This window comes from Psychrobacter sp. A3, from assembly GCF_028823565.1.
Classification (GTDB): domain Bacteria; phylum Pseudomonadota; class Gammaproteobacteria; order Pseudomonadales; family Moraxellaceae; genus Psychrobacter; species Psychrobacter celer.
This window is the reverse complement of sequence record NZ_JAPEHS010000038.1, coordinates 1-24,783: the sequence shown is the minus strand read 5'-3', so window position 1 is coordinate 24,783 and position 24,783 is coordinate 1. Positions and strand designations below refer to the sequence as shown.

General features: G+C 48.4%; 21 protein-coding genes. 9 read left to right on the top strand and 12 right to left on the bottom strand.

What is annotated here, in order from left to right:
* Positions 1–2 precede the first annotated feature (2 nt).
* The 3 genes from NK638_RS07205 (at position 3) to NK638_RS07195 (ending at position 4,482) form a co-directional block, all read left to right on the top strand.
* Positions 3–665, top strand: coding sequence for a nitroreductase family protein (locus tag NK638_RS07205; protein ID WP_274632470.1), 663 nt, complete (start codon positions 3–5; stop codon positions 663–665).
* Between the two features lie 83 nt (positions 666–748).
* Positions 749–3,646, top strand: a complete 2,898-nt coding sequence (gcvP, locus tag NK638_RS07200; protein WP_274632469.1) for an aminomethyl-transferring glycine dehydrogenase — start codon at positions 749–751, stop codon at positions 3,644–3,646.
* A gap of 161 nt (positions 3,647–3,807) precedes the next feature.
* The gene (locus tag NK638_RS07195) at positions 3,808–4,482 is read left to right on the top strand and encodes an esterase/lipase family protein (protein WP_274632468.1); all 675 of its coding nucleotides are present in this window, start codon (positions 3,808–3,810) and stop codon (positions 4,480–4,482) included.
* 55 nt (positions 4,483–4,537) lie between these two features.
* Here the strand turns inward: NK638_RS07195 and NK638_RS07190 are convergent, their stop codons facing one another.
* The 4 genes from NK638_RS07190 to NK638_RS07175 all read right to left on the bottom strand — a co-directional run bounded on the left by NK638_RS07190 (position 4,538) and on the right by NK638_RS07175 (position 8,456).
* Positions 4,538–5,851 carry a ribonuclease D gene (locus tag NK638_RS07190; RefSeq protein ID WP_274632467.1) on the bottom strand — a complete coding sequence of 438 codons (1,314 nt, stop codon included), beginning with the start codon at positions 5,849–5,851 and terminating at the stop codon, positions 4,538–4,540.
* A 148-nt stretch (positions 5,852–5,999) separates the two neighbouring features.
* On the bottom strand, positions 6,000–6,560 hold the full coding sequence (gene recR / locus NK638_RS07185) for a recombination mediator RecR (protein ID WP_274632471.1): 561 nt from the start codon (positions 6,558–6,560) through the stop codon (positions 6,000–6,002).
* A 182-nt stretch (positions 6,561–6,742) separates the two neighbouring features.
* Positions 6,743–7,072 (bottom strand): YbaB/EbfC family nucleoid-associated protein, encoded by a 330-nt coding sequence (locus NK638_RS07180; protein ID WP_075101100.1) that lies wholly within the window; start codon positions 7,070–7,072, stop codon positions 6,743–6,745.
* 94 nt (positions 7,073–7,166) lie between these two features.
* Entirely contained in the window at positions 7,167–8,456 is a 1,290-nt protein-coding gene (locus NK638_RS07175) for an O-succinylhomoserine sulfhydrylase (protein ID WP_274632466.1), read from the bottom strand.
* Between the two features lie 530 nt (positions 8,457–8,986).
* Between NK638_RS07175 and NK638_RS07170 the strand changes: the two genes are divergently transcribed.
* The 4 genes from NK638_RS07170 (at position 8,987) to dusA (ending at position 13,243) form a co-directional block, all read left to right on the top strand.
* Complete coding sequence (locus NK638_RS07170) at positions 8,987–10,606, top strand: phospholipase D family protein (RefSeq protein ID WP_274632465.1); 1,620 nt, start codon at positions 8,987–8,989, stop codon at positions 10,604–10,606.
* A gap of 236 nt (positions 10,607–10,842) precedes the next feature.
* Positions 10,843–11,442, top strand: coding sequence for an MFS transporter (locus tag NK638_RS07165; RefSeq protein ID WP_274632464.1), 600 nt, complete (start codon positions 10,843–10,845; stop codon positions 11,440–11,442).
* Positions 11,436–12,074 (top strand): hypothetical protein, encoded by a 639-nt coding sequence (locus tag NK638_RS07160; RefSeq protein ID WP_274632463.1) that lies wholly within the window; start codon positions 11,436–11,438, stop codon positions 12,072–12,074. The genes NK638_RS07165 and NK638_RS07160 overlap by 7 nt, the downstream gene beginning before the upstream one ends.
* 197 nt (positions 12,075–12,271) lie before the next feature.
* Entirely contained in the window at positions 12,272–13,243 is a 972-nt protein-coding gene (gene dusA / locus NK638_RS07155) for a tRNA dihydrouridine(20/20a) synthase DusA (RefSeq protein WP_274632462.1), read from the top strand.
* Positions 13,244–13,332: 89 nt separating this feature from the next.
* Here dusA and NK638_RS07150 read toward each other — a convergent pair whose 3' ends face one another.
* From NK638_RS07150 to NK638_RS07130, 5 genes are all read right to left on the bottom strand, one after another.
* Entirely contained in the window at positions 13,333–14,127 is a 795-nt protein-coding gene (locus tag NK638_RS07150; RefSeq protein WP_274632461.1) for a CPBP family intramembrane glutamic endopeptidase, read from the bottom strand.
* 172 nt (positions 14,128–14,299) lie between these two features.
* Positions 14,300–15,181: an alpha/beta fold hydrolase gene (locus tag NK638_RS07145; RefSeq protein WP_274632460.1), complete on the bottom strand. Its 882-nt coding sequence runs from the start codon at positions 15,179–15,181 to the stop codon at positions 14,300–14,302.
* A gap of 6 nt (positions 15,182–15,187) precedes the next feature.
* Entirely contained in the window at positions 15,188–15,310 is a 123-nt protein-coding gene (locus tag NK638_RS07140) for a hypothetical protein (RefSeq protein ID WP_274632459.1), read from the bottom strand.
* Between the two features lie 181 nt (positions 15,311–15,491).
* On the bottom strand, positions 15,492–16,547 hold the full coding sequence (sppA, locus tag NK638_RS07135; RefSeq protein ID WP_274632458.1) for a signal peptide peptidase SppA: 1,056 nt from the start codon (positions 16,545–16,547) through the stop codon (positions 15,492–15,494).
* Positions 16,548–16,807: 260 nt separating this feature from the next.
* Positions 16,808–19,798: a ComEC/Rec2 family competence protein gene (locus tag NK638_RS07130; RefSeq protein ID WP_274632457.1), complete on the bottom strand. Its 2,991-nt coding sequence runs from the start codon at positions 19,796–19,798 to the stop codon at positions 16,808–16,810.
* A 235-nt stretch (positions 19,799–20,033) separates the two neighbouring features.
* On the opposite strand from NK638_RS07130, the gene NK638_RS07125 reads away from it, so the two are divergent.
* Entirely contained in the window at positions 20,034–20,615 is a 582-nt protein-coding gene (locus NK638_RS07125) for a DUF2062 domain-containing protein (protein WP_274632456.1), read from the top strand.
* 73 nt (positions 20,616–20,688) lie between these two features.
* Here NK638_RS07125 and NK638_RS07120 read toward each other — a convergent pair whose 3' ends face one another.
* From NK638_RS07120 to NK638_RS07110, 3 genes are all read right to left on the bottom strand, one after another.
* Positions 20,689–21,009, bottom strand: coding sequence for a hypothetical protein (locus tag NK638_RS07120; protein WP_227680104.1), 321 nt, complete (start codon positions 21,007–21,009; stop codon positions 20,689–20,691).
* 280 nt (positions 21,010–21,289) lie between these two features.
* The gene (lolD, locus tag NK638_RS07115) at positions 21,290–21,970 is read right to left on the bottom strand and encodes a lipoprotein-releasing ABC transporter ATP-binding protein LolD (RefSeq protein WP_075101090.1); all 681 of its coding nucleotides are present in this window, start codon (positions 21,968–21,970) and stop codon (positions 21,290–21,292) included.
* Between the two features lie 64 nt (positions 21,971–22,034).
* Complete coding sequence (locus tag NK638_RS07110) at positions 22,035–23,270, bottom strand: lipoprotein-releasing ABC transporter permease subunit (protein WP_105245114.1); 1,236 nt, start codon at positions 23,268–23,270, stop codon at positions 22,035–22,037.
* A 454-nt stretch (positions 23,271–23,724) separates the two neighbouring features.
* On the opposite strand from NK638_RS07110, the gene NK638_RS07105 reads away from it, so the two are divergent.
* Positions 23,725–24,696 (top strand): hypothetical protein, encoded by a 972-nt coding sequence (locus tag NK638_RS07105; RefSeq protein WP_274632455.1) that lies wholly within the window; start codon positions 23,725–23,727, stop codon positions 24,694–24,696.
* Positions 24,697–24,783: the final 87 nt, after the last annotated feature.

Genomic DNA, 24,783 nt, shown 5'->3' with positions numbered 1-24,783 from the left:
CGGTGCGCCGTTTCACTGACACACCGATACCAGATGCCGTACTGGCAGACTGTCTGCGTCTGGCCATGCTGGCGCCCAACTCAAGCAATCTGCAGCCGTGGGAGTTTTATGTCATCGATGATGCAGACACACGCAAACGTGCGATAAAAAACTGCATGAACCAAAACGCGGCAAAAACCTCAGCGCGTCTCATTGCAGTGGTGGCGCGTACTGACGTGTGGCAAGACCACGCCCAGCAGATATTGCGTGAATACCCTGATAAACCTGTCCCAAAAAAGGTAAAAGACTACTACAACAAAATCGTCACTTTAGACTTTTTGCGTGGCCCTGCCAACATCGTCTCTGCAGCCAAATGGGGTGCAACTCAGGTCGCAAGACGTCTCAAAGGACCGATTAAGTCGCCTTACTATACCTTTGAAGACACCAAAAACTGGGCCACCAACAATACCGCGCTTGCCGCCCAAAACCTGATGCTGGCACTACGTGCACATGGCTTTGACAGCTGTCCGATGGGCGGCTTTGATGAGCCTGCGACGAAGCGACTATTAGGTTTAAGCGACGACCACCATATCGTCATGATGATTGGCGCAGGCGAGCGCGCTCACAATGGTATTTACAACACCCAGTTTCGCTTTGATCAAGATCAATTTGTTCATTACGTCTAAACCCGTCATTAGTTATTAATATTAATAACTAATATCCGTTATTTTAGCCATCTCCTTTACCACTCCCTTAACCAAGGAATGTCATGACTATCTCTCAAAACCCAACGTTTGATACCTTCCAAGGATTATTTAACGAAGCTGAATTTGTCTATCGTCATTTAGGATCAAACGATGCCAAACAAGCTGACTTGCTCAGCGCCGTTGGTTATCAAGATATGGCAAGCTTTATCAACGATACCGTGCCTGAGCCTGTGCGTTTGCACAAAGCGCTTGATCTACCAGTCGCGATGAGTGAGCATGCTGCACTTGCCAAGCTACGCACCATGGCAGACGACATCACGGTAAACAAAAGCTACATCGGTCAAGGCTACTCTCCAGTGCGTATGCCTGCAGTCATTCAGCGTAACGTGCTAGAAAACCCAGGCTGGTACACCGCTTATACGCCTTATCAAGCAGAAATCGCTCAAGGTCGCCTAGAAGCATTGCTTAACTTCCAACAAGTATGTATCGACTTGACAGGGTTAGAGATGGCAGGCGCGTCATTACTTGATGAAGCAACGGCTGCGGCAGAAGCGATGGCGATGTCAAAGCGCGTGAGCAAAAGCAAATCCAACCAGTTTTTTGTGGATGAGCGCATCTATCCGCAGACACTAGATGTCATCAATACTCGTGCCAAGTACTTCGGTTGGGAGGTCGTCGTCGGTGATTTTGAAACCGCCAAATCAGGCGACTACTTTGGCGCGATTTTCCAATACGTCGGTGTTGAGGGCGATGTAAAAGACTTAACCGACGTCATCGCCGCGGTTAAGAAAAACAAAACCTACGTCAGCGTCGTCAGCGACATCATGAGCTTGGTGTTGTTAAAGTCACCAGCCGATATGGGCGCAGATGTGGCACTTGGTAGCACCCAGCGCTTTGGTATTCCAATGGGCTTTGGTGGTCCACACGCCGCCTATTTTGCTTTCTCTGACAAAGCCAAGCGCTCAGCACCTGGCCGTATCATTGGTGTGTCAAAAGATTCGCAAGGCAATACCGCGCTACGTATGGCACTGCAGACACGTGAACAGCATATCCGCCGCGAAAAAGCCAACTCAAACATCTGTACCTCACAAGTATTGCTCGCCAACCTTGCAGGTATGTACGCGGTTTATCATGGTCCAAGCGGCGTCAAACGTATCGCCACTCGCATCCATGCGTTTGCAACTGCCTTTGCTGATGTGATCAAATCCGTGGCTGATAGCAAGCTAACCGTGGTGCATGAGCAGTTTTTTGACACCGTGGTCATCGATTGCGGTTCAGAAAATCTAGCCACCCAAATCTTTGAAAACGCAGAAAACATCGGCTACAACTTATGGCGTCTAGGTACGACCAAGCTGAGCGTGGCCTTTAGTGAAACCAGCGACGCGCAAGACTTTAAGGCGCTAACGCAGTTGTTTGTCAGTAAAACGCATGACTTGCCAGCAGAAGCCCGCGTGTCACTCGATAGCACGCACTTGCGTACCGATGACATCCTGACCCATCCGGTGTTTAACTCGCACCACACCGAGCACGAAATGCTGCGCTACCTAAAGTCGCTAGAAGACAAAGATTTGGCGATGAACCGCAGTATGATTTCACTTGGCAGCTGTACCATGAAGCTAAACGCCACCAGTGAGATGCTACCGATTACTTGGCCTGAATTTGCCAACGTGCACCCCTTTGCACCGCGCAGCCAAGTCACCGGCTATATCGCCATGATCGATAGCTTACAAGATCAGCTAAAGGCCATCACCGGCTTTGACGATGTATCGATGCAACCAAACTCAGGCGCTTCTGGTGAATACGCAGGCCTACTTGCCATTCGCCGCTATCATGAATCATTGGGCGAAACAGAGCGTGATGTGTGTCTGATCCCGCAGTCGGCGCACGGCACCAACCCTGCAACGGCCATGATGATGGGCATGAAAGTCGTCGTCGTCAAAACTGACGAAAACGGTAACGTAGACATTGAGGACTTGACGGCAAAATGTGAAGAGCATAGCGCAAGCCTAGGTGCGTTGATGATTACTTATCCATCGACGCACGGGGTGTTTGAAGAAGGCATTCGTCATATCTGTGACTTGATTCATAAGCATGGCGGTCAGGTCTATATGGATGGCGCTAACATGAACGCGCAGGTCGGCATGATGCAGCCTGCTGATGTCGGTGCTGACGTACTACATATGAACTTGCATAAAACCTTCTGTATCCCGCATGGCGGCGGCGGTCCTGGCATGGGCCCTATCGGCATGAAGGCGCACTTGGCCCCCTTTATGGCCAACCATACGCTAAGCCCTGTACACAACGCGCAAAAAGATTGCTCAGCGGTATCGGCAGCGCCTTATGGCTCAGCGAGTATCTTACCCATCTCTTGGATGTATATCACCATGATGGGCCGCGATGGTCTGCTAAAAGCCACGGAGCTTGCGCTCTTAAATGCCAACTATGTCGCCACTCAGCTACAAGACCACTACCCTGTTCTTTATACGGGCAAAAACGGCCGCGTTGCGCACGAGTGTATCATCGATATTCGCCCATTGAAGGAAGAAACTGGCATCACTGAGAGCGATATCGCCAAGCGCTTGATGGATTATGGTTTCCATTCACCAACCATGAGTTTCCCAGTTGCGGGTACGTTGATGATTGAGCCAACTGAGTCTGAGTCTAAAGAAGAGTTAGATCGCTTTATCAGCGCACTTAAATCTATCAAAGCTGAGGCTATGAAGGCCAAAGCTGGCGAAGATGGTTGGACATTAGAAGACAATCCATTGGTCAATGCGCCGCACACCGCGGCGATGATTACCAGCGAAGAATGGTCGCATCCATATAGCCGTGATACCGCTGCATTCCCACTGCCATACATCCGCGCTCATAAGTTTTGGCCAAGTGTGGCACGTGTCGATGACGCTTATGGCGATAAGAACCTTATGTGCTCTTGCCCAAGCATCGAAAACTATATGTAGTTTTCAACTAAGTATAAACAATTAATATAAAAACAAACCTCCAAGTCAGTAGCTGATTTGGAGGTTTTTATTTAGCTTGAGATATTTAGCGCTATACTATTCATATCATCAAGTTGTTAACCACCCGTTTTTAATGGATATTATTTTTAATGGAAGTCAGCATGCCACAAAAAAACCGCGTCATTCTCATCCATGGTCTGCATCAAACCGCTTGGATCATGCGGCCATTGGCCAAACGCTTGCAAGCCGCAGGATTTGACACCCATCAATTTGGCTATCGTAGTCTGCGTGATAGCATCAAAACCAATAGTGCGCGATTAAATGACTGGCTAGAAAAGCACCATTACCCTGACCAGCCAATCGATTTGGTCGGTCACAGTCTGGGCGGTTTGATTATTCGTGATTTCGTCACTCAGTATCCCAAGTGGCAAATTGGACGCTGCGTAACGCTTGGGACACCGCACTTAGGTAGTGTTTGTGCAGATTATATTTGGCGCTTGACCCCAGCGGTGGTGGGGCGCTCGTACGTCGATGCGCTAGATGGCACGGTCGCGCCCTTACCGGAGCATATTACCTTAGGCGTGATAGCAGGCAACCGCCCTTATGGTTTGGGTCAGCTGTTTTTACAGTATCATAATCGCAAACTGCGTCAGACAGACAACATACCATCAGCAGAACATCTACTACACGATGGCACGGTATATATAGAAGAAACTAAAATAGCGGCCGCAACTGACCACATCGTCCTACCAGTCTCGCACACTGGGATGCTGGTCGACAAAGCGGTCGCCGAGCAGACCCAATATTTTTTACGACATGGACAGTTTAAACGCTAAAAATGCTCGACATTAAAAACACTAAGCCCAACCAAACCTCATAGATGAGACTGTCTTAAGCTTTTATACCCATCCCTTGCTGTAGCTCGGTTTTATGCTCTTTAATCACCGGTATCAAGGTTTGTATCACCCATTTATGACGCCAGCCTTGCAGCCCTTCTGGCAGCTCGGTTAGGTCTTTATCAAAGGCAATGATTTCATAGAGCTGCGCCAGCCATTTTTTGCGCATCAAGACATTGGCAGGCACACCGATTTTTTCTGCGTGCGCCTCGATCGCTTGCTGCACCGCTTTTGATAGGACTTTGTTTTTGGAGCGATATGGTGGTAGCAAGCAGGCAGGATGCTCAGCAGGATGCAGGTTTTTGGCTTCCTTAATCACTTTGAGCAACTCCTCACCATAGAGGCGTAGCATGCTGCGGTGCATGGTGGTTTTGTGCGCAAGCTCGCGCATGTTGCTGGGTTTTTCGGTGACAATTTCACGTACAGCTTGTTTTTTTATCACAAAGGTACGCGGCTGATTGGTCGCCCGCGCCAGCTCCTCGCGCCATGTCGCTACCGCCTGTAGTATCGCCATCTGCTCAGAGGTATAACGATAATCCGCCATCGTAAGATACATCTCATCATCGGCCATGTGCTGCGTGTCATAGAGATCACGGGCATATAGCTGACAATCCTCCCACACATAGTCAAAGAGACCTTGCTTTTTTAGCTCGTATTCAAGACTTAGATAAAGCGCGGGCAAAAACCGCACGTCGTCTATCGCATATTGCTCTTGCTCATCCGATAGCGGACGCTGTAGCCAGTCAGACTGGCTTTGTTCTTTATCGATATGCATATCTAATTGGTCATCAAGCGCTTGCTGATAACCCATTTGTAATTGACCCGTCAAATATGACAGCGCAATTTGCGTATCAAAGATATTGGTGAGAGGCGGACAGCCAGACAACAGATAAAAAATACCCAAATCTTCGCCGCAAGCATGCCAAATCGCTACGTCTACCTCTGTTAAGGCTTGCCAAAAATCGTCCAATTGTAGTCGCGGTGCGTCTAATAGATAGATATGATCGCCTGTGTTGAGCTGCACCAAAGCCAAACGCGGATAGTAGGTATCACGCTTGATAAATTCTGTATCTAACGCCACGCGCCCGCACGTCGCCAACGCCTCTATCACGTCAGCCAAACCCTCTTGCTCACGCACCCATGTTACATCGGCGTCTTCAGCGATATCTAATAAAGCATCAATGTCAGGTTCAGGCGGCAGGTCTACTGACTCTGCACCGGTATTGACTGGCGTCGCCGGCTCGTCAGCGGTGGCCGCAGGCTCTGAATGATTGGATGGAGTAACAGCGGTTGAGATATGGTTGGACACGGGCAGATACCTGCAGAAATAGAAGAAAATAAAACGCTAAACCGCGCCTTAATAAAAGTGAATATCAAAACCATTATAACAATATCACAAAATAAAATGGACAAGACTTGGCTTTTATAGAGAATTTATGAAATTGATATAGAAAATACTATAAGAAAGAGCGGTTTTGCATGGCTTGCCCGAGGGTCATACTATCGAGGTACTCAAGCTCGCCACCCATCGGTACGCCTTGCGCCAAACGGGTGATTTTACTGACATGACGATTGACCGCTTCACTGATAAAGTGGGCGGTAGTCTGGCCTTCGACCGTGGTACCTGTCGCCAGTATCAGCTCTGCTACTGGCTCCTGTTTGACTCGCCACACCAGCTGATCGATGTTTAAATCATCAGCACTGATGCCGTCTAGTGGTGACAGATGACCACCTAAGACGAAATAACGACCACGGTAACCTGCCGTTTGCTCTATCGCCATCACATCGGCGGCGGTTTCGACCACACATAACAGCCCATCATCACGCCTCGGATCTTGGCATAATGGACAAATCGCCTCATCACTGAAGCTATGGCAGCGCTGGCACTCAACGATATCTCGCATTGCTTCATCCAGCGCTTGCGCGAGCGCCATCCCTTGCGGGCGTGTTTTTTTTTGTCCCACGCCTGGCAAGATACGCAGCTGTTTGACCAGCTGATCAAATTTGGCTGTCAGCAAAGTGTCTTCCTTTTTTAACTTCATGTATAAATCGTAGCTATAAAAATGGGGTCGTATCGTGTCGATAACAACCCCATTTTTGTGTTCAGCGTGCTGTTTTTGGCAGCTAAAGGCTTTATATTTCACATGTTTTTTTAAAACCATGCCAGATACTTGCTTTGCTTAGCCTGCCCTTGAGCTATTTAAAACAAGCCTTGCATACCTGGTGGTAGGCCCATGCCTGAGGTCGCGCTCGCCATGGTTTGCTCATATAGCTCGTCGGCTTGACGTACTGCATCATTGATCGCAGCAGCGATGAGGTCTTCGATCATATCTGGCTCGTCTTCTAATAAGCTAGGATCGATGGTCAAACGCTTGACCACGTGACGACCAGTCATGGTGACTTTGACCAGACCACTGCCCGCTTCTGCTTGTACTTCTTTGTTAGCTAGCTCTTTTTTGGCGTTTTCAACGTTTGCTTCGACTTTCTTTTGCATCGTTTGTGCTTGTTGCATCAATGCTTGAATATTCATAATCGCCTCTTGGTATTTTATGGAAATACGTAACGTAATGCGTCGGTTTTCATCACGTCATGTTTATGCGTTGACGGTGATTATACCGTTATCTTTACAAACTGTCTAAGCCGCGCGCCAAATCTTTGATGATATCTGCCACGTCCTCCAACCCAACCGACAAACGAATGAGACTGTCTTTGACACCCGCTTCTGCACGCGCCTCAGCGCTCAGGCGAAAATGGGTGGTGGTGGCAGGATGAGTGATGGTGGTTTTGGCATCGCCCAGATTATTGGTGATAGAGAGCATTTTAGTGGCGTCTATCACATGCCAAGCAGCTGCTTTTGCATCGTTGATACCACCATCAGAGCGGGCTTGCGGCTTCACCTCAAATCCGATGATAGCGCCGTAGCCACCTTGCATATGATGTTGCTGCGTGGCAAGCGCGTGGGCGGGATGATCGCTTAAGCCTGAAAAATGCACGGTACTGACATTGGGATGATGAGCCAAAAACTCTGCCACTTGATTGGCGTTTTGGCAGTGCGCCTGCATACGCAGCTTTAGTGTCTCAAGCCCTTTGGTAAAGACCCACGCATTAAACGGGCTCATACTGATACCGCCTGAGCGCACCACGGTAAAGGCATCTTGCATCAGCTTATCACTACCGACCAGCGCGCCGCCCAACACGCGGCCCTGACCGTCTAGATATTTGGTCGCCGAGTGAATCACCACATCCGCGCCCAAATCTAACGGCCGCTGCAGCGCCGGCGTCGCAAAGCAATTATCAACGACAAGTAATATACCATTGGCTTTACACAGCTTGCTTAAATAGCCAATATCACAAATTTGCGCGAGTGGATTACTTGGGCTTTCGCAATATATCACTTTGGTGTTTGGCTGCACCGCTTTTGCCCACGCGTCATTATCGAAGCAATCGACATAGCTGACCTCGACCCCAAACTTTGTCATGTAATTATTAAACAGCCCAGTCGATGAGCCAAATAGCTGATTGGCCGCCAGCAGATGGTCGCCTGCTTTTAGGTAGGCCAAACACATGGTCAAAATCGCGCCCATGCCTGAAGCGGTGGCTACCGCGCGCTCGCCATTCTCAAGCGCAGCCAAACGCCGCTCAAAAGTACGCACGCTAGGATTGGTATGACGTGAGTACACGTTACCTGTTTTGCTACCGTTAAAGTGCGCAGCAGCATCGGCGGCCGACGCATAAACATAAGAGCTGGTAGTAAAAATAGCCTCTGAATGCTCGCCTTCATCGGTGCGATGGTGCCCAGCTCGTACCGCGATGGTTTGCATACCATAATCAAGGCCTAAATCGAGCGCATCGCTGCGCCAGTTTGGATCCAGTGTATTTAAGTTTTTATCATTCTGCGTGTGCGACTGACTCATATATCTTCCATTGCCTTGGTGAGTACTGTGGCGTGTCCTCCACTCAGTCGATTATCACCTACACGGGCTGATGAGGGCACGCCTTAAATTGATAAGGGGTGATTGGTAAAATGACGGCATATCTTTATCGATCTTACCCATCCGCCTTATCATAGCATGTCAACTTATTCCACACATCTGGTTTCAAAGGCCAGCTAAATCGTATTTTTGCATACTCAGTCCAGCGGCACACGAGCGCGTACCAGACCCATTATTACTTTGGGAGAGACGCTGCAATACGCTGAGCCATTTAACAAAAATAACGTATTTATAATAGGCAGATATAGCAACAACTGCTAAGCTTAGCGTCGATTTCGAGTTAGTCTCAGATTTTACCTGACGCAGTACTATTATCGATTTGCTAATCAATGCTATTATTTCAAAACCTCTATTTTTTGTGGTCATAGACAGCGTAACGATAAGGTCGCTGTCCGACCACACCCAGCAAACGACTTAATCCGTAAATACAGGCTCATTAAGGTAAATCCGTCATGTCGATGTTTAGTATAGATCCAGCCAACTTCTCACTGAGCCTAACCCTCGGACTGACATTGGGACTGAGCGCCTGTCAGAGCCTACCCAAGCAGCCGCACCTGCCCGAGAGTCAAGCGCTGTCTGCACGCATCCACGCACTGTATCAAGCAAAAAACAGCAAACCCTCCGAGCAAACAGATTTGGTCGCCGCCATCAGCGAACAAAACGATATCCACCCAGACTTATCAGGCTATCACCCGATTGTCACTGGAGCCAATGCCTTTGCCTCTCGCAGCATCTTGACGGGTATGGCCACCCGCAACATCGATGCCCAGTATTATATCTGGCACAATGACCAAGCCGGCCAGCTAATGCTCAAAGACTTGTGGGAAGCGGCTGAGCGCGGGGTAATCGTGCGCTTACTACTCGATGATTTTAATAATAATGCTGAATTTGATCAGCATTTATTGCGCTTTGCCAGTCATCAAAATATCGCGGTACGCATCATCAACCCCTTGATGCACCGTAAGTTTCAAACCCTAAACTACGTCACAGGCCTGCCTAGAATCAATCGGCGCATGCACAATAAGAGTATGACCTTTGACAAGCAGATTACCATCATCGGTGGACGTAATATCGGCAATGAATACCTAAGTAACGATCAAAATAGCCAGTTTGCTGATCTGGATGTCTTGCTCATCGGCAAAGTCGTGGCCGATATTGATAATAGTTTTGCCAGCTATTGGTCGTCGCCGCTGTCGTTTGACATCGAGACGCTCGCGACCCTTGATGATGGCGCAGCCACTGATTTTTTGGCAGCGCTAGACAAGATTGGTCAAGATGAAAAACACCATGCCAATAGCAGCTTGACCGTCTATAAAGCAGCGATTGAAGAGTCGACCATAGATGAGGACTTAGTGAGCAAGCGGGTGCCGTTTCGTTGGACAGACATGCAGTTTTTGAGTGATGATGTCGGCAAGCTGAGCAAGGCCGTCCCTGCCGATACCAATTTGGTGCATCAACTGCGTACCCTGCTTGGCAGCCCGACCAAAAAACTGACCATTATCTCATCTTATTTTGTCCCGACCAAAGACGGCGTCAACACCTTAGTACAGCTGGCCAATGCTGGTATCGATATCAAAATCTTGACCAACTCTTTTGATGCAACGGATGTCACCGCTGTGCACTCTGGCTACAGCCAGTGGCGGCCTGCGCTGCTGCGCTCAGGCGTAAAAATCTATGAGCTCAAATCCACCGCTGGTGAAGAAAAGCGTGAAAACAAGCTATGGAAAGCCCGCAGTCAATCCTCAACCAGTCTCCATGCCAAAACCTTTGCCGTTGATGACTATCAAGTGTTTATCGGCTCATATAACGTCGACCCACGCTCTGCCAATATCAATACCGAGATGGGCGTGATCATCAACGACGACGAGCTGGCAAGACAGCTGCATGGCGCGCTCAGTGATGACTTGCTCAATCAAGCTTATGAGGTAAAGCTGCTAGATAACGGTCGCCTGCAGTGGCACACCATAGAAAACGGCGAAAAGGTAGTGTACGACTCAGAGCCGCGAGTCGACATGAGTGACCATGTCTGGCTGACCATCATGTCTTGGTTGCCGATTGATTGGTTATTGTAGTACTCAGGCGGGGCTTTTATTCACTCGATAATTATTTCAATGGGCTAAAACTAGCGAAACACTCTGAATATTACTGTCTTGACGCTTCCCTTTTTTATCGGGAGGTGTCAGTTTTTATCATGCGGATTATCTAGAGGATAATCGGCTTAACGACCACATTAGCTTGTGGTGTGGATGCGTGATTTACTATGCCTAATCGTTCTCAATATGCCCTGATGTCTACGAAAGATAGAAACATGGTATTGTTTATTTGCTTTAGTAGCGCCGTCGCGTTTTTTGATTTTTTGATTTATTTATATATCTCAGATATCGTGGCATCGGCGCTGTTCCCCGTCAATAGCAATCCCAATGTTGCTCGGCTACAAGGGTTAGGACTGTTTGCCGTCGGTTATCTTGCTCGTCCATTCGGCGGTGTTTTGCTGGGTCGCTATGGAGATATCAAAGGGCGTAAGTTTACTTTACTCGTCAGTATGCTCGTCAGTGCCATCAGTTTGCTAGTCATGGCTTGTTTGCCGACCTATGCACAGTGGGGACTGATATCGCCTGCTTTGTTTATCCTGCTGCGGCTCATACAAGGAATGGCATTTGGCCTGTATGTGCCCTTGGCTTGGGTATTTGTGGCCGAGCACGTGCCCCGTCAGTATTTGTCGGTTGCTTGTAGTTATGTCACGGCCAGTTTTTTTGTGGGTGTGTTGTTTTCAAATGCGTTTTTTATGTGGTTGTCGAACGTTATGACCACTGAGCAATTGGTCGACTATGGCTGGCGACTGCCGTTTTTTGTGGCAGCCATACTGGGCTTTTGGTCAGTGAAACGCCGTTTTTTACGGCCATGCTAGCATCAAAACCACCAAACTATGTCGCCAAACCCTTGACGCTGCTGTCTAAGCACTGCAAGCACTCTGTCTTTATTGGGATGATTTTGACCTTAATCCTCTCCAGCATCACCACAGTCGTTGTCATTTTGCTGCCCGACTTGATCAAGCTGCGCTTTAACCTAGATGCAGATTTGTTTGGGTTTTCACACAGTCTGGGCATTGTGTTTATGATTTTTGGCTGTGTTTTTTATGGGATTTTATCGAACTACCAAAACTTTGGTAAAATTCTTGCCGCAGGCTCCGCGCTACTTATCGCCATGATTTTTGCTTTCTTTTATCATTTAGACGCTGGTGGCGATTATATCTTGATCATGTACGCCCTCTTAGGCTTTTGCTCAGGTATTATTGGCATGATGCCAGCTATCTTGGTACAGCTGTTTCCGACCAATGTGCGCCTAACTGGTATGGCACTTTGTTATAATGTCACGTACGGCATCGTCGGTATATCGATTCCTTTTGGACTCGGCTATGCCACGACTCTAGTGAGTTTCTCTCCGGCTCTCTACGTTGCATTTATCGGTTTTATCGGTATCATCATGGGCCTTTATTTTTACAACTTACCCGAGTTTAAAAAGATTGAGCATGTAATCTAATCGCGACCTAACGGGTCGCAGCCTCGGTCGTGTCTTAGCTTTGTAGATGATGAATGATGGATCATGGATGATACATACGGTGTCATGGTAGTTGCATGACGCTTTTTTTATGCGCTTAAGACCCCATAAACCAAACCACGCTTATACATTTAGCCACTACTACATATTTAACGACTCTTTATTAAGGCCCCACCCCTATGGTTGATATGAGCAATAAACGACTCTCTGTTGCCCCTATGATTGATTGGACAACGACAGATTATCGTTACTTTGCGCGGTTGTTTAATCCGCATGTTTATCTTTATACTGAGATGATCAGCACGGGTGCACTCATCCATGGCAATCGCAATCGGCATCTGCGCTTTGATGCGCTTGAGCATCCATTGGTGTTGCAACTGGGTGGCGCCGACAATAGCGAGATGACGCAGTGTGCTGAGTTTGCCCAGCAGTATGGCTATGATGAGGTCAATATCAATGTGGGCTGCCCATCTGACCGTGTGCAGCACAATAAAATAGGCGCTTGTCTGATGGCGGAGCCTGAGACGGTTGCTGACTTGGTCAAGCATATGCAGGCTGCGGTCGATATTCCTGTGACCGTCAAGCACCGTATCGGTATTGATGATTTTGACAGTTATGAGTTTATGATGGACTTTGTCGAGACAGTAGCAGCGGCTGGTTGTACACGCTTTATTGTCCATGCGCGCACCGCTTGGCTACAAGGCTTGAGCCCCAAACAAAACCGTGAAATACCGCCCCTGCGCTATGACGATGTGTACCGCCTCAAACAAGACTTCCCTACGCTCGATATCGAGATCAATGGTGGTATCGACACCATCAAAGATATCGAGGCGCATTTGCAGCACGTCGATGGGGTGATGATTGGGCGGGCGTTTTATCATAACCCTTACCTGCTGGCAGAGGCCAATTGTCTGTGGGGTGCGCCTACGCCCAAGCGCTCAGAGATTTTGGCGCAGCTCCTCCCCTACCTAGAAACACAAATCGCTAAAGGCGAAGCGCTGCCTACGATGACGCGGCACTATCTGGGTTTGTTTCAAGGACTGATGGGCGCGCGTAAATGGCGACAAGCCTTAAGCGGCAAACCACAGCTAACGCTCGACGATGTCAAGCAGGCAGCTGATGAGGTGTTGGCGCTCAATCCTGATGTATAGCCGTACTGATTAAGACCACATGGATTGATACCACATGAACTTAAGTAATGTGGTGTTTCGCGCAGTAATTGGCAATTAATAATTAATACTTAAGCCACTTGCGCCAGATACTGCCACATAGCAGCGCCATTATTGATGATATGTAGTAGTATCGGCAGCAGCAGCGAGCCTGACTTAAAACGCGCATAACAAAATATCAATGCCAGTACCACAATGGTACTGATCTCATAGACGCCGTACTGCACATGAATGACCGCAAATATCAAACTGGTCACGACGCTTGCAACAACTGCCCCGCGCGGCGATAAATGTGATAAATTATCTGTATCTATAAACTGCTCAGCGATTGCCGACCACAGGAGCCCGCGAAATATCAGCTCCTCATAAACAGGCGCGACGATCACCATTGCAAACACCAATAGCCACACCGAGCTGACAGACTGATACAGCGGATCGACAAACACCAGCGGCGTCTCACCCAACACATACGTCAAGGCCTGACTGCCAATCATAAACAGCAATAACACCCCAAGCATACCTATGCCGACTGCGAGTGAAAACGGCGTTAGTGCCAGATAGTGCCGTACGTTGCCGCCCCTGATACCAATCAGCAAACCGCTCATAGCGACTAACAAAACACAGCCTATGAGGATAGAGAGACTGACGACCGTGCCATCATTACTGCCAAAATAAAAAATATCAGCCATGCTGGCGCTTTTACCAGTGGGCAATACCAACTTGCCAGCGATATAAACCCCTAATAGCTGACTGATAAAAAACGCCATCACCACCCCTACCGTCAGCACAAGCGCGCCCAAACGCGAAAACAGCGGCGGTTGTTTTGTGATAGAGGCTTGATGGGCGATGGTCGTGTTTTTTTGCATAAATCGTCACTTAAAGTAGCACACTGCCTAGCTATTTAGAGCCTATATGGTGAGTTCAGTATAAAAATGATACAGTGGGACTGGGATAATTTTTATGCAGCATCGAGCAGCGCAGGCACAGCTCGCAAGGAAAATTTATACCAGTACCACGTTGACCTATCATGTATCTGTTTTATTGAGAATCAACTATAGCCTGTATCTGTCGCGGTGTAGGTGGTTGGTTTTCGCCGCTAGGCTTTAACTGCTGCTCAATCAATGATAGTACGTGCTGCGCGACTGACTCTGGGTACTCAAGTGGGAACATATGACCGCCTGCATGGGTCTGGTACGCAATGCCTAGCCGCGATTGAACCTGCTGCGGGAAGTGGCGCTTTAAAAACAAGCTATCCTCGCCGATAATCAGCGTCACAGGTACCTTAGGGCCACGATTGGGCGTCAGCCAATACCAAGAAGGATTGGTACGAAATACCGCCACCTCACTGGCTTTGGGGATGGCCAATGTCACCTTGCCATCGGCGCGCTCATGCAATCCATGCTCGATATAGCCCTGAAAGCTGCGCTCATCAAAATTCTTAAAAAAACCTTTATGACGCATTTTTTCGTAGGCTGCCTCTCGGCTATCCCAAACATCACGGCGACGTTTCGATATCCCAGAGGGCGACAATGCGTCCATTAGGCGGTTATTCATAAGCGGCAGTCTGTCTATTGTTTTGGCCATATGCCAAAGTAGACTGGTTTTGCCATAAATCCATGGCGGATCCATCAGCACCGCTTGGGCAAAGTGCTCAGGCGCGCGGTACAGTGCCTGCAAGGTACACATCGCGCCAAGCGAGTGACCCACTGCCACCACTTGAGTCACGCCATGCTTGTCACACGCGTTTTTTACGCTATCAATAACCTGCTGCGTCAGGCTGCGCCAATGATTATCCACCGGATAGCCAGGAGTATCGCCCAGTCTGGCAATATACTCAATGGTAAAAAACTCAGATAAATGCTCAAAAAACGGCTGATAGACCGCGCTTGGCATACCATTGGCATGGGCAAAATGCAGCACAGGCTTCTACGGCTGATAGACCGCGCTTGGCATACCATTGGCATGGGCAAAATGCAGCACAGGCTTCTGGGTTATTTTTGAGATGGGCAGTGCGGCGCTAAAGGTCTGCAATTCGACTTCATCATTCATAACAAGCTCTCATCAGATCCTGATCAAATGTGACAATGTGGTTTACATGGTGGTTTATATGATTTATATGGTTTACGTTATTTGTCATTGGTATGGCAGATAATGAAGGTGACATACTAATGAGGCTGAGCATACGCCCAGCCTCAACCATCATACACAATCGTATGAAAACATACAGTACTTAGCGCATCTGCGCGTTACCCTCTGATTGTGGCAACACATTAAGGCCGATGCTCGAACCCACGCCAGCGCCCAACTTAACAGCAAAGCGATCCATAAAGAGCTGGAACGGATCGGTTGGGCTATAGTTGACGACATTGTCTAGCTCTAGCTGCTTCTCTAAGCTGGCGATGCTGCCTTTTTTATCTGCCAAACCCAGCTCTATGGACTGTTCACCTGTCCAAAAAAGGCCTGAAAATAGTTTGTTTTGTTCAGGGTTTTTTAGACGGTCACCGCGGCCTTCTTTTACAGCATTGATAAAGTGCTTATGAGTGTTGGCCAGTACTTTTTCGACATGATTTTCTTCATAGTCGGTAAGTGGGCGTGACAAGCTTAAAATATCTTTGTACTCGCCTGCGGTGATGGTACGGTCTTCGACACCAAACTTATCCATCAATCCTTCGATATTATAGCTTGGCATAATCACCCCGATAGAGCCGACGAGGCTTGACGGATTGACATAAATCTCATCAGCAGCAGACGCGATATAGTAAGCGCCTGAGGCACCGACATCACCGATAACGGCATAGAGTTTCTTGTCTGGATATTCTTGACGCAAGTCCATCATCGTCTGCCAAATCTCATCAGACTGTACGGGCGAGCCGCCAGGCGAATTGATGTCTAAGGCGACCGCTTTGGCATTGCTGTTTTCAAAGGCGCGGGTCAGGGCTTCATTGACGTCATACGCGTTGGCCACATCGCCACTGCTAATGACCCCTTGTAGCTCGACCACAGCCAGATGCGGCTTACTGGTATCGACACCTTCGAGCCCCGTTGGCGCTTTGCTGCTGCAACCACGGCCCAAGGTCAAAAATATAAGTAAAATATAGCCAAAGGTTAATAGCTTAAAGAAAATCCCCCAACGACGGGCGCGGCGCTGCTCAACCACACTGGCCAACAAGGTATTTTCTAGTAGTCGCCATTCTTGCCCGCTTGGTTGGCTTGGCTGCTGTATTGGCGTTGGCTGATTTGGGGTATTATCAGGACGTTTGTTAGGGTCTGGTGGCCAATTGGGCATATAACTTCCTAAGTCAGAAACAATCTAAAACGATAAAAAAAATAGCATATAAGCACATATGGGCTGCGATACTTTGCCCATGATGCCTTTATCCATTGATATCAGCTGTGAATAGTGCTGCTAAGTATGGTGCTATTTTTAGCATGGTTCAATAGCATAACGGTGAAATATAGCATAACGGTAAAACATAGTATAACGGTGAAATATCACCATATTGTAACACTGATCGGCCAAACCTTGTTTTTATGGCAGCATCTTTATTAGGGTGACGCCATACTTGTATCTCTTGTCTCTAAGGGCAGTGCGGCTGGCAATATTTTATCATCATGCGTGATAACTACCCCAACACGCTGGCGCTCTAGTACATCAGCGGTGACAGACGACGTGCTGTGACCGAGCCACCTAATCTGTGCCGACGTTGCGCGCTCATCTGTACACATCAGCGACCATAACTGCCAGACTCGTGCATGGCTATCGGCATTTAAGATGATGCGTTCAGGCGGCGTATGGCGCTGCGGCGGTGATGAGTCAGATGGCTGAGTCGCTAAGCGATCAAGAAGTGCTTGCACGCTAGCAGCAGAAGATTTGAGCGGTGCAGCGGCGTTATACCTAAGCACTTGTATCGGCATACGGCTACCCTTTATACCGCTAAGATCGATCGCTATCGTACAGTCCCACACGCTAGCGTCCTCTATCTGACGCCAACCTGTCATCGCGGTGATGGACAACTTGTTATTGGCCGATTGCCATGTTTTGCCCTCCTCACAGCGCTGCGCACTGATAGAAGACTTTGCCGCGGCGGGATGAGTGACTTGATAAGCGGCTTGCAAGGCTGGCCATCGATCGATGCGCCCTGCTTGCCAGTACTGATAAGTCGGTAAATGCTGCGATAGCTGCAGCACTGTCAGAGGCAACAACTCAGAGGTAGAATCCTGCAAGGACTTTGGCGGATCATCATTGATTTGTCTTTGACTCAAATCGGCGCTGCTACTTTGTACAACGACACCGTGCAAGCGCTTTATTGATAAGCTACCCAGCTGCTGCGCCACAGTGGCAGACAATGCCTCTGCGGTAAGCCTACTTGGCATGGTCGGTGCATCACTTGGTCTGTGATCTGCCAAAAATAACCAACTGACTTCATCTTCACCACTCTCCCCACTGTCATCCGTCATGGGGTATTGCAGCACACTGGCGCTTATATACTGATCGCCAGTCGGCAATAAGTAAAGCGTCGGTACAGCCATCAATGATTGCTGATTGGCATAAACCGTCATCATGAGCAGCACCAAAGGCGGCAGTGCTAACCCGCGACTGATGAACCCTCGTGGCAACAACCAAGGCAATATCACCAATACCATCATTAGCACGATAGCCATGTTGATGGGTGTGTACAACCACGCGGCAGACAATGCAGGCAATGTCGTCAACCAATCGATTAGCTGATGCAAATTCAGGATAATGGCGGTGACAAACGACCATAGACCATCTGCCAGCGTCGGCGATAGCAGATAAATCAAGCCTGCCAATAAATTCAACGGTACAATGACCCAGCCGAATAAACCGATGGCAAACATATTGATGATAAGACCCCATAATGAGGCCTTGCCAAAGAGTAGCAATGTGATGGGCAATAAAGCAATAAACAACCAAAACTGTAACTTAAAGACACGTTTGGCTACGCCCCATCCCTGCCGCAGCCATAGCCTGCCGCCAGCCTCATTCTGATGCGACGATGGTGTGTTTGTCTGCGTGCTGGCCAATGTATGAGGGTGATATGATCTGTCTTCATACTTAAGTAATAGCGCCACTGCGACAAAGGACAACCAATAGCCTGCCTGCCATAATACATAAGGATCGCACCACGCCATAAGAACAGCCAGCGCCAGTAATACCCGCATGGTACTAACAGGCAATAAGCTCAGGCGCATCAGTCCTATAGCAAATAGCATCCAGGCGGTACGAGCAGCAGGCACATCAAACCCAGTAAATAGCGCATAAACAAAAGCCGCACCAATCATCACCCACCAGCGCACTTGCCAGCGCGGTACGTAACGATACAAGGCGGGATATAACTGATTGACTATCATCACCGCTGCACCTGCCAACACAATGGCCAAAAACAAAACGTGGGTGCCTGATATCGCCAGTAAATGCGAGATGCCCGCCAGCTGGTATAGCTCTTTGGTATCGCGACTGATAAGGCTCCTATCTCCTGTCAGCAAGCTGAGCGTAACCGCCTTTGCTTGTTGCTCATCGCCAGTAAGCACATGCCAGCCTTGATAAAAATGCTGGCGCAGCTGCCAGCGTCCGCGATCGATATATGTACGCACGCGCGACAGATGAGAAAGAGAAGATGATGCTACAAGCAGATCTGTATCAGCAGTACTGACAGGCTGCGTCGCTGTCACCAGTACACGCGCCACTCCATCGATATGGCGACCGCGCAACCAGCGATAGCTGTCAAAGCCAGAGGGGCTACTGGTTGCCTGCTTGGCCGTCGCCAATGGAGACAGCGCCAAGCTCATCCACCGCCTCTCCCCTGGTTTTAGCTGAGAGAGATTGGCAAACTGCTTGGCCGCCTCTGGCCGACGTGAAGATTGAGGATAAGCACTGAGCAATATGCGATGCCTATCGGTGTGCAGCGTATCAAGATTGATTGAATTGCTTTTAATACTTAGGCTATTTTTATTGGTATGTGATTGTCCATCTGCTAAGTGGCTGGCGGTGATATTATCCAAATCTTGCGGTGTCAGCTCAGAGACCAAAGGCGAGAGGTGGGTGATGACTGCCACCTGCCGATAGCCAGTGTCTGCAGCTGCATCCAAAACACTATCGCTGATACCTTCGATTGTCACTAATGCTTGCACGCGTAGTGGCGCAGTGATTTTGCTCGACTCCGCTTGTTGGTGACTGACCAGTGCTTGTAACGCGCTAACCCCTATTAGCCCCGCTGCCAGTATCACGACCACTATATGACGGGCAAGGAGCAAAAGGCGTTTGGTAATGGATAACTCAATAACAGGTGACTGCGAGGAGGTCTGAGAAGAAAATGGCGTTGATTGCGCGGCTGGAGTGGCAGGTGTATAAAGGCGAGAGAGCATAATAAGCGCAAGGCTCATCACCACTAGTATGAGGGCTAATATTGAAGGATTAATGGTATCAACCAGTGATGAGACGCTTGGCATGCTATCTGCAACGGCCAGCACTCCCATCATCACGACGATAATCAAACCACCTACCAACCAATACACCAGCACTCCTTGCTCGAGGATTTGATCATAAACCCATCAGACTGACACGTCATGCAATAGCATTTACACGACTATTACCCTATACTAATTGCCTATATTACGCTAAGGATGATCTCGCATTGTTAGCCTTTATATTCTAATAAAACTTTTAGCCTGATTTTTATTATTAATACTACTTTATCTCAGTCCATCAATGCGCTTGAGCGGACTGTCGTTAACGATGAAAGGCGATCCTGTGCCCCAAAAACGTCTCAAAGACCTGCTCCCTACACCAGAAAAAATCCTAGAAAGCCGTACCTTAAAACTGTTTGCCCCGCAGCTGGCTGACGCACGTCTATGGCATTTTAACCGCCATAGCTTAAACAAGGCGGTCTATATCGGTGTACTCAGTGCATTTTTTCCTTTACCAGGACAAATGCTGCTGGCCTTACTCGGCTCGCTTATTTTTCGTGCCAACGTCCCTATGGCGCTTGGCCTGACTTGGATTACCAACCCTGTGACCAGCCTACCGATATTTTATGCAGGCTATTATATCGGTGCCAAAATCATCGATGTACCCATGATCAGCCTGCGATTGATCGGTCGGATGATTGCTGATTTTAGTTTATGGGCATTATCAGACGGTGCCAACCCCTTTATCACTTATAAAGGCACGGTATCACTGACCGCTTTTTGTCTTGGCCTGACGATATTGGCCGTGGTTAGTAGTCTTATTTGCGGTCTGGCGTTCAAGGCTATTTGGCGCTACAAAACCGTCGTTAGTTGGCAAAAGCGGCAACAAGATACCTCAGACCAACCGCCTTATGACAAACCCTAATACGGCCTCTGTCATACCGTCCTTCTATTATTGCTAATACCGCTAATTCGCCGTCCCATGCCAGCCCTTCGCGCTATAGCTCGCCTTTACGCGCTTTGTGCGCATCGATGGCGTTTTTGACCTTGTCGGTCAGATTACTGTCCATGACAAAGACCTCAATCACTTTGTCATCATTGAGCAGTACATAGCGCTTGCCTGTGGCGCTGTCTTGTACCTTTAGGTCGTAGTCCACGCCTGCGATGGTGATCGCATCAAAGATTGGTGTGAGTATCTCTATTTGCGCTTGTCTATCTAAGGTGTCAAACAGCGCCGGATCGATATACGGCTGCAACGGCTCATTGCCTTCTTCGGCACTACCAAACGCAGCGATTGGGTCGTCATCTTTATTCATCATAGTCACCTTTTTAACCATAAGCAACGCTGTCAGTGATCAGCTTGTGATTGGAGTTTTATATCAGCTCTTCTAGGGCGTGTCCTCAATTCAATCGATAGCCATCTAAATGGGCTAAAAATGGCTAAATCTGGCCAAACGGTGTCAAATAGCTGACTAATATCTCGATATTATCTGCGCTATTTTCCTTGTTTGACGGCGATTTAGCTCATTTTTATCACCATTTTTGAAATAAAGACACGCCCTAGTCTATTATTGGCTTGGGTGTGCCTCTACTTGGGCGTTAGTAGGCTTCCCAATGACCGTTACGCAGTAGCAGTTGACGATCTGCCAGTGCCGCTAGGCTGCGATCATGAGTCACCATCAGTAGCGCCGTTTGCATGGTGTTTTGTAGCTCTGATAATAACCCAAATATACTCTGGGCGTTGTCATAGTCCAAGTTACCCGTTGGCTCATCGGCTAAGATCAGTGAGGGCTTGGTGACCAGCGCACGCGCAATCGCCACTCGCTGACGCTCACCGCCTGACAACTCACCTGGTCTGTGCGTCAAACGGTGCTCCAAACCGACACTCTTTAGTATCGCAATGGCTTGGTCTCGAGCATCAGTCGTCGATACTTTTGGGCGCATCAGCAGCGGCATAGCGACGTTTTCGACCGCGGTAAACTCTGCCAACAAGTGATGAAACTGGTAAATAAATCCCAAGTACTCATTACGCATCGCCCCGCGCTCAGTCTCATTCATGCTATTGAGCAACTTGCCATGCAGCCAAACCTCACCACTGGTTGGTGTATCAAGACCGCCCAGTAAGTGAAGCAACGTGCTTTTTCCTGAGCCACTGGTGCCAACGATGGCGATACGCTCGCCTGCATTGACGGTCAAATCCAGACCTGTCAATACCTGCGTACTGACCGCCCCTTCATCATATATTTTATTGATGTTTTTTGCCTCTAAGATGGCAGACATGGTATTTCCTTTATTTTATTGCTATCGCTATTGATTTTATATCGTGCACAGTTGGGTAAGTTTATCACTCATAACGCAGCGTTTGCGCTGGTTGTATCTTAGCGGCACGGCGTGCTGGATAAATAGTGGCCAAAAAGCTCAGTACAAACGAGGCCGTAGTAATCAATAACACATCCGTCAAACGCAGCTGCGATGGTAAATAATTGATAAAGTAGGCATCAAATAGATTTAGCCCAAAGCTTTGATTGATAAAGCCCAAGATATCACTGACCGTCAGGGCAAATATAATACCCAATACCGTCCCAGCAATGGTACCGATAAAGCCAATCACCACACCTTGTACCATAAAAACCTGCGTAATCAGACGTGGTGACGCGCCAAAAGTCTTTAAAATCGCGATGTCGGCTTTTTTGTCAGTGACGAGCATCACAAGGCTTGAGACGATATTAAACGCAGCGACCAAGATGATCAAAAACAGCAGCAAACCGACCATGGCTTTTTCCATCTGGATGGCACCAAACAAATTGCCATGCGTCTGTGTCCAGTCACTGGGATAGAGCCTTTCAGGAGCGATGGCCGCCGCTTTTTCTGCTGCCATTGGGGCTGCAAAGATGTCATCGAGCTTCATGCGCACGCCCTGAGCGCCCTCTGGCAGACGCAGCAGTTTGGCGCCATCGCCCATGGGGATAAACGCCATCAGGCTGTCAACCTCTGGACTGATGGTAAATATCCCCGTCAAGGTAAAGCGCTTAAACCGCGGAATCACGCCAGCAGGCGACGGAGAGGCTTCTGGCAAGACCAGCGTGACTTTATCACCCAGCTGCAGCCCGAGCGATTGCACCATCTCCTCACCCAACACGATATTAAACTCGCCGCTTTGTAGGGTATCAATACTGCCTTCGACCATATGCTCATTGATGATAGAGACGTCTTTTTCGTATTCAGGCTCGACACCTGTAACCATAATACCCGCGACTTGGCCGTTTGAAGTCAACATCCCCTGTAGCTGGATAAATGGCGCAACTGCTGCGACCTCAGGATCTTCTTTGATCTGAGAAGCCAGATCCTGCCAGTCACTCATAATCTCTGATGACACCACCGTGGCTTGCGGCACCATACCCAAAATACGGGTCTTGAGCTCACGATCAAAGCCATTCATCACCGAAAGCACCGTGATCAATACCGCAACGCCAAGCGTCAAACCAATCATGGATATCAGCGATATAAAGGAGATGAAGCGATTACTACGCTCTGCGCGGGTATAACGTAAGCCGATAAATAACGCTAAAGGACGAAACATATTCAAACTCTTTATCTTATCTACGTGCGACTCTATATATGTTATAAAAACAAGTGGTGGTGCCGCGCTCTATTTTCTAAGAACACTGACCATACCCACATATAAATCAAACACAAAAATAGGGTTTCAGACGAGCCAAACGCAGCCGTCAAAAGGGAGCTAGTTTGACACAATTTGTCTTATATGTGCCAGTCATTCGCACAAACTGCCCATTTTTTTTGCGAAAAAACTCACTTTTGTTATTATTTTTTATGAGGGGCTTGCTATTGCTTGCGGCAATACCTATATATTATATGCCAAAGACAATTGTCATTAACCCCTCATTCATTGCGGTTTGTTGACCTCTCGCTAAAATGTCGCAGCTTATCATCACCCAATTCTGATATGATATAGTGGTATATAAGCCCGTCACTTTAGGTCCAAACCCCACGCTGACTTAATTTTTGAGTATCTCATGACCATCAACTACCAATATAAAAACATCCAGTCCCCCACCAAAGTCGCCTTGAGCGACGAGCAATCAGCCGGCCATGCTGATCATTGGCGTATTCTGACAGACGATATGAGTAACGACGTCCCAGAGTGGCTACAGAAGATGATCGAACATGCGGCGATGCTCAAAGGCCTAAACAACAACATCAGTGCCAAAGACAGCTGTCTGCTGCTCTCAGAAGACCAGCCTTGCCACATCAATCAAGTACTGGCCATGAAAGATGGCAAGCCTGAATGCTTTATCAATGCCTACCCCTGCGTCGATAGCCCATACGGGCTGCATTGTAAAATCGAGCGGATCATTGCCAACGATCACTCGCACGACGCCGTTTTGCGCTTACGCACGGCTGATGGCAGTATCATTTATGCCTTTGACCAACTTTATACCACCAATCGCCATTTATATCAGCAAGACACCAGTTATTTTGTCAATTTTAGCGCATGGGCGCACGAAATCCAGCTAAGCGAACAAAACGAAGTGGTGATGGTGGAAGATCAAGAATCGATTCGTTATCACCGTGCTTTTAATGACATCGTCGCTGCCAATGACGGCCAAATCCCAGATGACCTACAAGAGCAAATCAGCAACTGGCAACCTGAGACCAAAGAGCAGATGGCACCTGTCGAAATCAACCTTGGTCATATGTGCGCGTATTTATTTGGCGACACCTTAGGCCAAGAGGACGAGGCATGGTGCCAAGGTCAAGTGCTCGGTAAGCAAGAAACGACTTTTAATGACAAATCCATTTTGTTGTTTGATGTAGTGATCCTGCGTGAGCAAGATGCCGACCCATTCGTCGTGCGTATCGCTGCCCTCAACACCCCTGAAACTGCCGCGATTGCTGTTCACGACTATGTGCAAGCAAACGTTTGGCTCCAAGCCGCCATCTATAAAGAAAACCAGCAAGCGTCGGCGCAGTCTAAAGCCAGCTGATAAAATTAAATTGATACAATCTAGGGCGTGTTGAACATTCGCAAATAGGCACTGCTGATCGCTAAAATTGCTCCAGACAAGGCACAA

Excerpts from the sequence above, each read along its gene's own strand:
- NK638_RS07195 (WP_274632468.1), top strand. The coding sequence starts at position 3,808 with ATGCCACAAAAAAACCGCGTCATTCTCATCCATGGTCTGCATCAAACC.
- gcvP (WP_274632469.1), top strand. The coding sequence starts at position 749 with ATGACTATCTCTCAAAACCCAACGTTTGATACCTTCCAAGGATTATTT.
- NK638_RS07105 (WP_274632455.1), top strand. The coding sequence starts at position 23,725 with ATGACCATCAACTACCAATATAAAAACATCCAGTCCCCCACCAAAGTC.
- NK638_RS07180 (WP_075101100.1), bottom strand. The coding sequence starts at position 7,072 with ATGAATATTCAAGCATTGATGCAACAAGCACAAACGATGCAAAAGAAA.
- NK638_RS07110 (WP_105245114.1), bottom strand. The coding sequence starts at position 23,270 with ATGTTTCGTCCTTTAGCGTTATTTATCGGCTTACGTTATACCCGCGCA.
- NK638_RS07140 (WP_274632459.1), bottom strand. The coding sequence starts at position 15,310 with ATGAATGATGAAGTCGAATTGCAGACCTTTAGCGCCGCACTGCCCATC.
- dusA (WP_274632462.1), top strand. The coding sequence starts at position 12,272 with ATGGTTGATATGAGCAATAAACGACTCTCTGTTGCCCCTATGATTGAT.
- NK638_RS07165 (WP_274632464.1), top strand. The coding sequence starts at position 10,843 with ATGGTATTGTTTATTTGCTTTAGTAGCGCCGTCGCGTTTTTTGATTTT.
- NK638_RS07175 (WP_274632466.1), bottom strand. The coding sequence starts at position 8,456 with ATGAGTCAGTCGCACACGCAGAATGATAAAAACTTAAATACACTGGAT.
- NK638_RS07170 (WP_274632465.1), top strand. The coding sequence starts at position 8,987 with ATGTCGATGTTTAGTATAGATCCAGCCAACTTCTCACTGAGCCTAACC.
- sppA (WP_274632458.1), bottom strand. The coding sequence starts at position 16,547 with ATGCCCAATTGGCCACCAGACCCTAACAAACGTCCTGATAATACCCCA.
- NK638_RS07150 (WP_274632461.1), bottom strand. The coding sequence starts at position 14,127 with ATGCAAAAAAACACGACCATCGCCCATCAAGCCTCTATCACAAAACAA.
- NK638_RS07160 (WP_274632463.1), top strand. The coding sequence starts at position 11,436 with ATGCTAGCATCAAAACCACCAAACTATGTCGCCAAACCCTTGACGCTG.
- NK638_RS07120 (WP_227680104.1), bottom strand. The coding sequence starts at position 21,009 with ATGATGAATAAAGATGACGACCCAATCGCTGCGTTTGGTAGTGCCGAA.
- lolD (WP_075101090.1), bottom strand. The coding sequence starts at position 21,970 with ATGTCTGCCATCTTAGAGGCAAAAAACATCAATAAAATATATGATGAA.